At 59.1% G+C, this 13,420-nt stretch carries 10 protein-coding genes and 1 tRNA gene; 4 read left to right on the top strand and 7 right to left on the bottom strand.

Features of this window, described 5'->3' with window-relative positions; genetic code table 11:
- Window positions 1-32: 32 nt before the first annotated feature.
- The 7 genes from ACXADQ_RS16995 to ACXADQ_RS16965 all read right to left on the bottom strand — a co-directional run bounded on the left by ACXADQ_RS16995 (window position 33) and on the right by ACXADQ_RS16965 (window position 7,361).
- Window positions 33-1,121, bottom strand: coding sequence for a flagellar motor switch protein FliG (locus ACXADQ_RS16995; RefSeq protein ID WP_475323664.1), 1,089 nt, complete (start codon window positions 1,119-1,121; stop codon window positions 33-35).
- Window positions 1,122-1,189: 68 nt separating this feature from the next.
- A complete protein-coding gene (locus ACXADQ_RS16990; protein ID WP_475323661.1) occupies window positions 1,190-1,342 on the bottom strand; it encodes a carbohydrate-binding module family 14 protein in 153 nt (50 codons plus the stop codon).
- Window positions 1,343-1,407: 65 nt separating this feature from the next.
- A complete protein-coding gene (gene purB / locus ACXADQ_RS16985) occupies window positions 1,408-2,715 on the bottom strand; it encodes an adenylosuccinate lyase (protein WP_475323657.1) in 1,308 nt (435 codons plus the stop codon).
- Between the two features lie 77 nt (window positions 2,716-2,792).
- Complete coding sequence (locus ACXADQ_RS16980; protein WP_475323653.1) at window positions 2,793-4,025, bottom strand: bifunctional alpha/beta hydrolase/OsmC family protein; 1,233 nt, start codon at window positions 4,023-4,025, stop codon at window positions 2,793-2,795.
- A 182-nt stretch (window positions 4,026-4,207) separates the two neighbouring features.
- On the bottom strand, window positions 4,208-5,224 hold the full coding sequence (locus ACXADQ_RS16975) for a hypothetical protein (RefSeq protein WP_475323650.1): 1,017 nt from the start codon (window positions 5,222-5,224) through the stop codon (window positions 4,208-4,210).
- Between the two features lie 358 nt (window positions 5,225-5,582).
- Window positions 5,583-6,989, bottom strand: coding sequence for a type I glutamate--ammonia ligase (glnA, locus tag ACXADQ_RS16970; protein ID WP_475323647.1), 1,407 nt, complete (start codon window positions 6,987-6,989; stop codon window positions 5,583-5,585).
- A 33-nt stretch (window positions 6,990-7,022) separates the two neighbouring features.
- Window positions 7,023-7,361, bottom strand: a complete 339-nt coding sequence (locus tag ACXADQ_RS16965; protein WP_420567607.1) for a P-II family nitrogen regulator — start codon at window positions 7,359-7,361, stop codon at window positions 7,023-7,025.
- A gap of 175 nt (window positions 7,362-7,536) precedes the next feature.
- On the opposite strand from ACXADQ_RS16965, the gene ACXADQ_RS16960 reads away from it, so the two are divergent.
- The 4 genes from ACXADQ_RS16960 (at window position 7,537) to ACXADQ_RS16945 (ending at window position 13,371) form a co-directional block, all read left to right on the top strand.
- Window positions 7,537-9,267: an NAD(P)H-hydrate dehydratase gene (locus tag ACXADQ_RS16960; protein WP_475323641.1), complete on the top strand. Its 1,731-nt coding sequence runs from the start codon at window positions 7,537-7,539 to the stop codon at window positions 9,265-9,267.
- 67 nt (window positions 9,268-9,334) lie between these two features.
- Window positions 9,335-9,419, top strand: a tRNA-Leu gene (locus ACXADQ_RS16955).
- Between the two features lie 242 nt (window positions 9,420-9,661).
- Window positions 9,662-10,510, top strand: coding sequence for a hypothetical protein (locus ACXADQ_RS16950; RefSeq protein WP_475323638.1), 849 nt, complete (start codon window positions 9,662-9,664; stop codon window positions 10,508-10,510).
- A gap of 128 nt (window positions 10,511-10,638) precedes the next feature.
- Window positions 10,639-13,371: a VWA domain-containing protein gene (locus tag ACXADQ_RS16945; protein ID WP_475323635.1), complete on the top strand. Its 2,733-nt coding sequence runs from the start codon at window positions 10,639-10,641 to the stop codon at window positions 13,369-13,371.
- Window positions 13,372-13,420 lie beyond the last annotated feature (49 nt).

The raw sequence follows: 13,420 nt of genomic DNA, 5'->3' as shown, positions 1-13,420 counted from the left end.
GTTATTCGTGTCCAGCCTATTCGTGGATGAACTTATTCCTCCTCTTCAATGATCATCTCAAGCTCACCAGCCTCTTCTTGGGCGCGGATTGCCAGAATGACAGCGGTCATGGCCTCTTCGCCGGCCTTGGGTTTGATCGTGCCAGCCTCGGATATCTCGTCGCGCAGAGAATCGGCCATTCGCGAGGACAGGTTGGTCAGGATAAACTCGGCAATCTCGCCATCTTCGGTGGCCTGGGCATAGGACAGCGCGGCGACAAGATCGCCCTGATCCACGGCGCGGGTAAATTTGGGCACGTCCAGCGGCGAAATCCGCTTGGGGATGTCCTTGAAGGTAAAGATGGTTTTGCGCACCCGTTCGGCAAAATCCTGGTCTTCGCCTTCGAGCGCCGACAGCAGCGTATCGCGGGTTTCCGAGGACGAGAAATTCAGGATCGCGCCGACGCGTTTTTCCGGCCCATCCTCAAACGCGCGGGGGGGGCGGGCATCCATTTGGGCGGCAAGGGACAACCCGATCCGATCGACCGTATCTGGCGTTACGGCACCGGTTTGGGACATGGCATAGGTGATGCGGCGCGCGCGATCTCCGGGCAGCAATGACAGCACCTCGGCGGCATGGGGGACCTCGAGCTTGGACAGGACGACGGCTGCAATTTCAGTGGCTTCGGTCTCGAATATGGGTAACAGAGCCTCGGCCTTCATGTCGCGGATACGGTCCCACGGGTCCGCATATTGGCGCACCCCGGCCTGAGAGCGCAGCCGCGCGGCCGTGCGCGGATGAATGCGACCATCCAGTATGGTCAGCGCCCCGGCCAGATCATGTGGGAAGGTCACGCCGATCTGTTCCAGTTGACCGGCGAATTCGGCCACAACCTCGGCCAGGGTTTCGCGATCCACCAGGCGCATTTCACCGATCTGACGGGTCAGCTCGGCCTGCAAACTATCGGGCAGGGCGCGGAAATCCAGATCCGCGCCTTCGGACAGAAGAAACCGCACCATGATCGCGGCCTTCTGTTTCCGGCTCAGGCCGGTTTTGCCCTTGCGCGCAGGGGCCGAGGAGGCCGGAACCGGCACCTCTTTCTTTACGGGCGTGATGCGGGCCAATTGGGTCGAGTTGCTCATCCATCCCTCGTATCTGTCAGCGAGGACAGATAATCAGCCAAGGGTGAACAAACGCTTTAGCCGCGCATTTATCCTGTCGCGCTGGTGCAGCTTTTCGATTCCTTGTCCCAAATCATGCCATCCGCACAGGACATGGCCTGCTGGTGGCCGCGGCTGCATTCGGCGATGGCCAGTGCCGGGGCGGTGGCCAGAACAAGAGCTGCAAGAACGGTTCTGATCATGAAAAACTCCCTGTCATGAAACGTCACGACAGGGAGCATAGCACATTTCAGCGATTTTCGCGAAATCAGCTTTCGCCGAAGACCCGTTTGAAAATCGTGTCGACATGTTTGGTGTGATAGCCCATGTCGAATTTCTCGTTGATGCCGTCGACGCCCAGAGCGGCCACGACCTCTTCGTCGGCCAGCAGCAGCTCGCGGAAATCCAGGCGTTCTTCCCAGACTTTCAAGGCGTTACGCTGCACCATGGAATAGGCGCCTTCGCGCGAGACACCGGCTTGGGTCAGGGCCAGCAGCACGCGCTGCGACATCACCAGACCGGGGAATTTGTTCATGTTGTCCAGCATGTTCTCGGGGAAGATCAGCATCTTGTCGACAACGCCGGCCAAACGGTTCAGGGCGAAATCCAGCGTCACGGTGGCGTCGGGGCCGATGCCGCGTTCCACGGACGAGTGCGAGATGTCCCGCTCGTGCCACAGGGCGACGTTTTCCATCGCGGGGATCACGGTCATGCGCACCAGACGGGCCAGACCGGTCAGGTTTTCGGTCAGCACGGGGTTTTTCTTGTGCGGCATCGCCGAGCTGCCTTTTTGGCCCATCGAGAAGAACTCGGCGCCTTCCAGAACCTCGGTCCGCTGCATGTGGCGGATTTCGATGGCGATGTTTTCGATCGAGCTGGCAATCACGCCCAGAACGGCAAAGAACATGGCGTGGCGGTCGCGCGGGATCACCTGGGTGCTGATGGGCTCGGGCGACAGGCCCAGCTTGGCGCAGACGTGCTCTTCAACGGCCGGGTCGATGTTGGCAAAAGTGCCAACCGCGCCCGAGATCGCACCGGTGGCAACCTCTTCGCGGGCCTGTTGCAGGCGGGCCTTGTTGCGATCCATTTCGGCATAGAACCGGGCAAAGGTCAGGCCCATGGTGGTGGGCTCGGCGTGGATGCCGTGGCTGCGGCCGACGCGCACGGTGTCCTTGTGTTCCAGCGCGCGTTTTTTCAGCGCGGCCAGCACTTTGTCCATGTCTTCCAGCAGGATGTCGGCGGCGCGGACCAGCTGCACGTTCAGGCAGGTGTCCAGCACGTCCGAAGAGGTCATGCCCTGGTGTACAAAGCGCGCTTCTTCGCTGCCAACATGTTCGGCCAGGTGGGTCAGGAAAGCGATGACGTCATGCTTGGTGACGGCCTCGATCTCGTCGATGCGAGCGACGTCAAATTCCACGTCCTTGGCTTTCCACACGGCCTCGGCGTTTTCGCGCGGGATCACGCCCAGATCGGCCATGGCGTCACAGGCGTGGGCCTCGATCTCGTACCAGATTTTGAACTTGGTGGCGGGGTCCCAGATAGAGGTCATCTGCGGGCGGGCATAACGGGGGATCATCGGCTGTTCCTATGGGATATTCGGGTTTCGCCGTGTCTTTACCCCCGAGCGCCCCGCGCGGCAAGGGTGGGGCGCTGTTATGTAGCGTCCCCGCCTTGGTTCTGGTCTGCCAGAACGGTCCGGACCGAGCTGCCACGGGTCAGGGTATGATGTACCGGGCATTTGTCTGCGATTTCCAGCAGGCGTTGGCGCTGCTCGGCGCTCAGCGGTCCCTCCAGATGGATGACACGGGTGAACTGGTCGATCTTTTCGCCCCCACCGGCATCCTGCGCGTGGACCTTGTTTTGGGTCACATCCGCGCGCACATGGGTCAGCGGCCAGCCCTTGCGCCGGGCATACATGCGGATGGTCATGGTGGTGCAGGCGCCCAGACCGGCGGACAGAAACCCATAGGGCGTCATGCCCCGGTTGGTGCCGCCATAGGCCAGGGGTTCATCCGCAAGCGCATGGTGATGGGGGCCGGACTGGACGTCTTGTAAGAACCCGGCGGGATCGGCCTCGGAAACCCGCACGACGCCCTCGGGAGCGCCGGGGGGCGGGGCAGGGTGGCGCAGCGGCAGGTAACGGCTGGCCCAGCTGGCGATGACCTCGGCCGCGTATTCGGCATCCGCAGCATCCGAGATCAGGTGATCTGCATCATCAAGCGTAACAAAGCTTTTGGGGTGTTTGGCGGCAACGAAAATATCTGTGGCATTCTCGATCCCAACGGTTTGATCCAGGGGCGCATGCAGCACCAGCAGCGCCGCATCCAGGCTGGCGATCGACCTTTGCAGATTGCTGGCCGAGACATCCTGAATGAAATCCTTGGTGATCGGAAAAGCCCCGTGTCCCAGTTGCACCTGGGCGCATCCCTCGGCCTCGATCAGATCAAGATCGCCCTGAAATGCGTGCAGCACATGGGCAGGATCCGCTGGAGCATTCAGCGTTGCGACGGCCTTGATCCCGTCGATCTGCGTGGCGGCGCGCAGCACCGCAGCCCCGCCAAGGGAATGCCCGATCAACAAGCTGGCCGGCATGCCACGGGTCGCCAGATGCGCCGCGGCGGCCCGGATATCGGCCACATTCGAGCTGAACGTGGTATTCGCGAACTCGCCCCCCGAATGGCCCAAGCCTGTGAAATCAAACCGTAAAACAGCGATGCCTAGCGCCGACAGACGCTGGCTGATGCGCCGGGCCGCGGCGATATCCTTGGTGCAGGTGAAACAATGCGCCAGGATGGCGGTGGCCTGATGGGTTGCCTCGGGTAAATCCAGTCGGGCGGCCAGCATGTCCCCGTCATGGCCGGCAAAGGTTAGGCGTTCGGATGGCACGTGCTTTCCCCAATTCTTGGCTGCGCTCAGATGTGTCAAAGTAGAGAGCAGATCGCGACGCCGCCACCCGATGTGTCAGAAACTAACGGGAAGTTGAGCGCCAGTGTGCAGCCAAAAAAATGCCACCGCCGCAGCGATGGCAAGTGTCCCCGCAGTACAAGGGGATCGGGAATGTCAGGAGGTCAGCCCACGATCTGAGTGACGATCTGCATCACATCGGCCGTGGCGCCGCGGGCGCTGAGGGCGGTGAACAGCCCTGTCAGCGAAAGCGCCTGCGCGGACAGGCGGAAATCCTCGCCGCGAAACAGGTTATAAATCATCAGGAAGGCCGCAACTGGCAGGGAAAAGACGCCGACTGTGATCGCCAGGAACCAGGTCGCCATACGGGCCACACTGTTGCGCGGCGAGGCAATGCCGGTGGCCTCCAGCGCTTCGTCCTCTTCGCTGGTGAACGAGCTGCGCAGCTCGGACAGCTCGTGCAGATCAGATTGTTCGATTGCCAGGCGGTTGCGACGGTCATATTCGCCCTCGAGCTGACGCGAGGTTGCGTCCACATCAGGGAAGCGCGCCGCGCCACGCACGGTTTGCGGGCGGTCGGGATCCAGTGTTGGATGGGTCGGGCGCACCGGCAGATCGGCCACGGCAACGGCTTGCGTCTGGGGGGCTGATTGCACCAGGACTGGGCGGGTCGGGCGGTGCTGGGTGCAGGGTTTCTTGCGCTTGACACGGCGCGGCATCACACGGGCGACGGCCTTGACGAAATCCTTGGTGTCCAGCAACGCGTCTACGTTCAGCCAGCGCACGTAATCGGGTTCCAGCCAAATGGCCATCTGGCAGGTCAGGCTGGCCAGGGTGGCTTGCGTGTTGCGTTTGGCCGGGGTGAGGCCGGGTTCATGGGCCTGGGTCAGGGACAGTTCTATGATCAGCGCGGCATGATCCAGAACAGTTTTGCTGGAATGAGTTTCGGCCGTGGGCAGTTCGCCTTGGGCCTGAGGGTGGGCCTTGGGCACAGACAATTCCAGGGTCAAAATGTCCGAGGTTACTTGGACGTGGGTGTCCGACAGCACCTGGACGCCACAAATCCGGTGTCCGTTTGCCTCCAGCACTCTTTGCATGCTGGCGCTGAGCTCCAACGTGTCGCAGTTGCGCGAGGCCATGAAAACCAGACCCGAGGTCACGCGGTTATTTTCCATGTTCATGACGGATCTCCGGTCAGCGTTTTGTTCATCCCCAGATTGATTGAAGAAATGGGAAAGAATGTGGCCGAAATGGGCAACTTTGCGGGTGAACCGATCAACGTTCCCGGATTGTTCCGAAAACGGGGCCGGTTCATGCCATATTTGCGCGGAATCACACAGCGGGGCACAGCAGGCCGATCTGCCAAAAGCTGTATGCGCATTCTGTCCACGAGCGCTGATTCGTATCTAACAAGCGCAGAATTCAGAAATGGTTAACGCGGTCGCGTTCATTGGCGCAGCTTCTGGATCTTCCGACCCTGGCCCCAACAGAAAAGGGCGCCGACCTGCGGCGCCCTTCCCAAATCTCTCCGAACCCGGATTAGCAGCTGTAGTACAGTGCGAATTCCATGGGGTGCGGGGTGTGCTCGTAAGCTTCGATTTCTTCCATCTTCAGCTCGATGTAGCCTTCGATCTGGTCTTTGGTGAACACGTCACCGGCCAGCAGGAAGTCCATGTCGGCTTCCAGCTCTTCCATGGCTTCGCGCAGCGAGCCACAGACGGTCGGGATGCCGGCCAGCTCTTCTGCGGGCAGGTCGTACAGGTTCTTATCCATGGCTTCGCCCGGATCGATCTTGTTCTGGATGCCGTCGATACCGGCCATCAGCAGAGCAGCGAAGCACAGGTAGGGGTTCGCCGAGGGATCGGGGAAACGAGCTTCGACGCGCTTGGCTTTGGGCAATTCTGCGAAGGGAATACGCACACAACCGGAACGGTTGCTGGCCGAGTAGGCGCGCAGAACGGGGGCTTCGAAGCCCGGGATCAGACGCTTGTAGCTGTTGGTCGACGGGTTGGTGAAGGCGTTCAGGGCCTTGGCGTGCTTCAGAACACCACCGATGAAGTACAGGGCTTCCTGGCTCAGGTCGGCGTATTTGTCGCCTGCGAACAGGGGCTTACCGTCTTTCCAGATGGACATGTTCACGTGCATGCCGGTGCCGTTGTCGCCTGCGATGGGCTTGGGCATGAAGGTGGCCGATTTGCCGTATGCCTGGGCAACGTTGTGGACGATGTATTTGTACTTCTGGATCTCGTCAGCCTGTTTGGTGACGGTGCCGAAGACCAGGCCCAGCTCGTGCTGACAGGACGCCACTTCGTGGTGGTGCTTGTCAACTTTCATGCCGATGCGCTTCATGGTCGACAGCATTTCCGAACGCAGGTCCTGTGCGTCGTCGATCGGGTTCACGGGGAAGTAACCGCCTTTGACGCCGGGACGGTGGCCAGTGTTGCCCATCTCGTAGTCGGTGTCGGTGTTCCACGATGCGTCCAGAGCGTCGACTTCGTAGGAAACTTTGTTGATCGAGTTCGAGTACTTGACGTTGTCGAACAGGAAGAATTCAGCTTCGGGGCCCATGAAGGCCGAGTCGCCGATGCCCGAGGATTTCAGGTAGGCTTCGGCTTTTTCGGCGGTACCGCGGGGGTCGCGCTCGTAGGCTTCGCCGGTGTCGGGCTCGACAACCGAGCAGTGGATGCAGAGAGTTTTCTCGGCATAGAAGGGGTCGATGTAGACGGACTCGGTGTCGAAAACCAGTTTCATGTCCGAGGATTCGATCGATTTCCAGCCAGCGATGGACGAACCGTCAAACATGAAGCCGCCTTCCAGGAAGTCGGCGTCAACTTCGTCGCTGATCACGGTCACGTGCTGCAGCTTGCCGCGCGGATCGGTAAAGCGAACGTCCAGGTATTCAACCTGTTCGTCTTTCATCAGTTGCAGGACTGCATCAATGCTCATTCCCTTAATCCCTTTCGTTATCTTTGGGGTGTATTACAGAGCGTCCGAGCCGGATTCACCGGTACGGATGCGGATCGCTTGTTCGACGGGGCTGACGAAGATCTTACCATCGCCAATCTTGTCGGTTTTTGCAGCGTCGATGATCGCCTCGATGGCGCCGTCGACCAGGTCATCGTCCAGGATGACTTCGATTTTTACTTTGGGCAGGAAGTCCACGACATATTCAGCGCCGCGGTACAGTTCCGTGTGGCCTTTTTGGCGGCCAAAACCTTTGACTTCAATCACGCTCAGGCCTTGGATACCGGCCTCTTGCAGCGCTTCTTTTACTTCATCCAGCTTGAACGGCTTGATGATGGCTTCGATCTTTTTCATCGACTTGGGTCTCCTCGCCAGCACTTGTCGTCAAGCGACAGACCACTTTCCCAAGGGGACCACAATTGGCTATGGTGGAAGTGCCTGTAGAGGGGTTTCGAAAGCCAACCGCGAGGCTAAATTTTAGTCAGGTTGCATAAAAAAGTATCACTTTGTGAACAAAAGGTCCGCATTTATGACCGAAATTCTAACAGCTGCCCAAATGCGCAGCATTGAGCAGGCCGCCATCGAGTCGGGAGAGGTGACCGGCCTGGAGTTGATGGAGCGCGCCGGACAGGGCGTTGTCGAGGCAATATTCGAAGAATGGCCGGAACTGGCGATCGAGGACGGGGCAGGGGGCGTTGCCCCCCGGCCTGCGGCCTCCCCCCAGGGTATTGAAGCCAAGAAAAAGCGGGCGGTTGTTTTATGTGGGCCCGGCAACAATGGCGGGGATGGGTTTGTTGTTGCGCGGTTGTTGCGTGAGCTTGGGTGGAGTGTTGAGGTTTTCCTGTATGGGGACGCTGAGAAGCTGCCGCCCGATGCGCGTGTGAACTATGAGCGGTGGTGTGAGTTGGGGAGTGTGGAGGCTCTCGGCAATAAGGACGAACCTGCCTGGCAATTGGCCTGGCGGGCAGATCTGCTGATCGACGCCTTGTTTGGTACCGGGTTGCGGCGCGGTATCAATTTGCCTCTATTTGGACTGGAACGCCAATCTGAGTTGGGAGCCAAACACCGAGTTGTAGCGATTGATATGCCCAGTGGGATCTGCAGCAATTCAGGGCGGTTGATTGGAGAGCAATTCATCGCTGCCGACATGACGGTGACATTTCACAGCGGTAAGATTGGCCAATATCTTGATCAAGCAGTGCAAGCCATCGGGTCGTTGTGCGTCAAGGATATTGGGTTGGCCGATGCGAAATGGCGTGACCATGGCGAATTTATGGAAGCTGTGGCGGAGATGCTCATCACAAGCCCAGAAGAGGTCCGGCACTCACTGAAATTGCCAGAGACAGTCATCGACGAGTGCCCGGTTATGTTATGGGATGGCGGTACAGATGTGACTAGGTTTGTTGTCGAAGAATGCCAAAAACTGTCATTGGATCACAAATACGCCCATGGCCACGCGTTGATCCTATCGGGCGGACCTGGCCAGACTGGGGCGGCGCGGATGTCGGCGCGGGGGGCGTTGCGTGTGGGGGCTGGCCTTGTGACTTTGGGTGTGCCCGGATCGGCGCAGTTGGAGGTTGCTGCGCAGGTGGCGGCGATTATGTTGCAGCGGGCGGGGACGGTCGAGGAATTGACCAAGGTGTTGCAAGATGATCGGTTGAATGCCCTGTGTCTGGGGCCGGGGATGGGGGTGACGCGCGCGCGTGATCTGGTGCCGGTGGCCATGAAGGCGGGGCGTGCCACCGTGTTGGATGCGGATGCTCTGACCGCCTTTGCCGAAGACCCCGAGGCGTTGTTTGAGCTGACACGCAGTACGCAGACCGTTCTGACACCCCATGGCGGAGAGTTTACGCGTCTGTTTCCGGAAATCGCAGCCAAGCTGAAGGCCGTGCCCACCACGGGTCCCGCGTATTCCAAGGTGGACGCCACGCGTGAGGCCGCCGCGCGCGCGGGGTGTGTGGTGCTGTTCAAAGGGGCGGACACGGTGATCGCGGCGCCGGACGGGCGGTGCAGCATCAATGCAGCGGTTTATGAGCGTGCTGCACCTTGGCTAGCCACCGCTGGGTCCGGTGATGTTTTGGCTGGGTTCATCACGGGTTTGCTGGCGCGCGGGTTTGACCCCTTGCGGGCGGCCGAAACCGGGGCCTGGCTGCATGTGGAATGTGCGCGGGCCTTTGGGCCGGGGCTGATCGCCGAGGATTTGCCAGAGGTGCTGCCGCGTGTGCTGTCGGCATTGGAAAAACCTGGTGGTCAAAGTTGATTTTTGCTCTCGCCATCGGAAAAACTCTTTGCTAATCATCGCCGGACCAGCCCATGGGCTGAGCAGTGCGGGTGTGGCGAAATTGGTAGACGCACCAGATTTAGGTTCTGGCGCCGCAAGGCGTGGGGGTTCAAGTCCCTCCACCCGCACCATTCTATCCTTTTGAATGCAAGGCGAACCTCTGAGAAATAGGGCTGTGGTCCGTTTCAAAGTTCCGAATGGTGTCCGCGCGTGCCGATCTTGGGTGGTAGTCTCTGTACCCGAATAGAAGGTCACTTATTATGACCTATTCGGGTAGGTGGGGAGGCTGCCTGCCCTTTTGTGCACATTAATTGCTTAACTCATTCATGAATTGGGTTCGGAATTTTGCCCTATCTTGGCGGAGCCCGGTATCATGGTGTGCGTACACAAGTCGTTAGAATTCTTGACGAAATTCAATTTTTTGCATACAATCAGATTGAATACTTTAATTCCAACTCGTCTGTTTTCAGAAAGTGGGGTGGTAAGTTTGTTCCGTGTTTTCTGCTTCCTGCCGTTTCTTCTTGTCGCGCTTTCTGTCGGGGCGAATGGTGGTGGCGTGCATATATATTCTGGGAATTTTTCTTACTCGTCCGAGGCCGCGCCCCATCTAGGAGGCGATGATTTTGAAATCTCATCACTTCGACTTGACTATGGTGCCAACCGTGCAGAGCGGGCCATCGTGACGGCCTTTGGGCTGATTGAAACCTTGCAGTATTTCGAGGTGACCGCTGAAGACAAGCCAAGCTTGCCCACGCCGGTACCGGACCCAGCCCGCCCCGCCGGTGCGCCGCCTGTTGTGATCGAAGGGCAGGGGCCCGTCGGCATCGCTGCAGAGGGGTCGGCCATGCGCCGCGTCAAGGTTCTGATCGACGCGCCCAGCGACCCGACAGTCATTCGGGTCCGTTCGGGCTGGCAAGAGTATCGTGCGACGCTAGAGGCCCAGCTGGGCACCAAGATCGCAGAGGGAACGGTCGGCGTTTATTTTCGGCTGGAGGCATTGGGCACAGGGTCCAACCCGACCGGTCAGACACTCACAAAAGCGGAGGTAAATCAGCACACGACTTTATCCAATCTATTTGCAGCACCTTTTGCACTCATGCCGATCGGAGGATCAAAGGAGATCGGCGCGCTGCATCCGGCCTTGCACTTGAAGGTGGGGCAATCCCGCCTGATCAATTTCAACGGCCGGGCCTATTCCGTGACTCGATACGATTTGCGGTAGTTGTTCATTTAACGATCGAAAGGGGTTCATTCTAACGTCACTTTTTGGGGGGAGTTATGCCTAGTTCAAAGACTAAATTACCACTCCTGGCCTCAACGGGCCTGGCAGCGGTAATTTCATTCATTCCGATGGCGAGTTTGGGGGGAGGATCCTATTTCTCGCGTGTTCACTATAGTGGTGAAACCGTTGATGCGGCCACGGCACGAAACAGGGGCAAGGATGGCCCGCTTGGAGTGCAGGCGGGGATTACCTCGACTACTGCGGTTTTCGATATGTCGATCTCGATCGCGGAAAATCCATCGGGCGACAACAATTCAACAGCAGATCCGGGCGCGTCGGATGACGAACAGAACGCCTATGAGACCGTTTTCAAACATTTCGCCGACGCGGTTTGCGAGCAAACGAATGGTGCGCATAAGCTGGGCAAACTGACGGTTTTCCGCGAGGGGAAACAATCCTCGAACGTTGATATCGTCTGGGGCAAAACGGGTCGTCCCAACGCAAACCCCACAGGTTTCGGCAAGGCGGGCTGGCAAATCCGTATGTTCGACACGTTCGGGGATATCAAGGTCAGCGACGGCGGCACCGATCTTCAGTTGCTTGGCTACATTGCTGGCCACGAATGGGGCCACTATGTGCTGGGCGTCTATGACGAATACGCCGAGGCAGGTAGCAACCCGCCCAAGGATCCCTATATCCCGCTGAAGGATGACGATCCGGTGGACAAAGCGATCATGAACCGTGGACGCTCGGCCGTGTCCTCTGGGGATTTCAAATGGCTCAACCACTCGACCTCGAATAATATCGGGGACGTGACCCAAACCGCGCAGGGCCGTGTTTATGGCAAAAGCGGCTGGGATACGCTGATCCAGACCACCAACAATGACCCGACCACAATTGGCGCGTTCAACGTGCCCAAGCGGACGCACTATTCCAACCTTGTTGGCAAGCAGCCCACCGCAACGGACAATTGGTACAAGGTCGAACTGCCCACCGGGCGCACCGGCTGCCGCGATAAGCTGAACATCCAATGGGTCGACAGCCTGGAGCTGGACATCGTTCTGGACCGTTCGGGTTCGATGGGCGGTCCGGGTATCACAAACGCGAAATCTGCGGCCAGCGCGTTGGTTGATCTGCTGACGGAAAACGAGACCGCGGCGGGCGTCAGCTCGTTCTCGTCAACCGTTTCGTCGAATGCAGCGATCACACCCATCACCGGTGCTGCGGACAAGACAACGCTGAAGAATGCGATCGCCAACATTCGTACGACTGGTCTGACGGCCATGTATGACGGTGCTGTTTTCGGGCTTAACAAGTTGCAGACCTATGCGACGACCAACAACACCAACGCGCAACAGCTTGTGTTCTTGCTGACCGACGGCGGAGACAACTCTTCTTCGGAAACGCTGGCATCGACCACGGCCAAGTTTGTCGCGGCTGGTGTGCCGGTAATTGGCTTTGGATATGGCTCGGCGTCTGATCCGAACCTGCCTGCATTGGCCTCGGCCACGGGGGGTAAGTTCTTCTTCTCTCCGACCAATGTGACCGATATCCAAAACGCGTTCTCGCAAGCCTTTGCACAAGCCAGCGGATCGTCGGCGCTGTCGTCATCGTCTGTTGGTGTCACAGCCGGTTCGACTTCGGACGAGCCATTTGTGATTGACGACACAGTGGACGAATTGTCCTTGCTGTTCACCTATCAGGGCGCCTCGACGGCCTATACCCTGACTGTGCTTGATGCCAGTGATGTGGATACCGGGCTAAGTTTCACCTGTACCGACAACGCGGGTATTGCAAGCTGTGTCCTGAACCTGGATTCAGCCGCCGTGGCAGCCTTGGGGACTGGGGCCTACAAGGTGCGCGCCGAGAACGGGTCTGCGACTGATATCACCTACAGCCTGAACATCGTGGCCACCACTGCTGTGGGGTCAGATGGTGGGAACTATTCTGTGGGCGTTGCTTCGCAAGGGGGCAGCACGATCAGCTATCCTGATCCCATCGTGATCTCGGTTGTTGTGTCTAAGGTGCTGCCGATCACGGGCGTTAGCGTCGTGGCCACAGTGACGGATCCCAACGGGACTGTGACGACGATTGACCTGAACGACACGGGTGTTGGCGCAGACCTGACGGCGGATGATGGACTGTATTCGGCCTGGGCGCCTTACACCATTGATGGCACCTATGACGTACGTGTCACGGTCACGAACCCAAGCGGCAGCGCCTCGTACTCGACTGTCGCTTTGTCCGAGGCTGGCCTGGATCCGGGACAGACGGTAAGCAACCCGACCCTTGGGGCTCAGAACTTCCAGCGTTTTGGCAGCACGCAGGTGTCCGTTCAGGGTGTCGTACCTGACGATCATACCAATGACCCGACCAATTCGGCAGCGTGTACAGCTTTGACGACGGACAACACGGGTGTTGCAGGCCGGTTTGACGCGGCAGGCGACATGGATTGCTTTGCCATCGCCGGGCCGGTGGCAACAACGAGCGCAATCGTTGTGCGGACGTTCAACAACGCGTTGGGGGCGGAACCCAAGTTCACCGTCTACGCGTCTGATGGCACCACTGTGATTGCATCGGCGGATCCTGCAACGGCAACTCCGTCCAATGGCGCGCTGTACACCTCGATCGCACCAAGCGATATTGACGCGGCTGGTATGGTGGTCGTGGTCGAGGATGTGGACGCTTCGCATTCCGGCGGGTCGTACTCGGTTGGTGCGGGGGCCAAGCTGGCCTCGGATGTGCCGGCAAACACTGGCGGTGGCGGTTCGACCGGCAGCGGTGGTGCGACCGGTCCGCTGGGCTTGCTGATGTTTGCCCTGCTTGGCCTTGTCGGTATCTATCGCCGTCGTCGGGCCTAAGATCTGACGCTTGAAATCGAAAAGGGCCAGCCTTGCGCTGGCCCTTTTC

The sequence above is a fragment of the Thalassovita sp. ABM4_323 genome (genome assembly GCF_056158665.1).
This window is presented reverse-complemented; position numbering and strand designations above follow the sequence as displayed.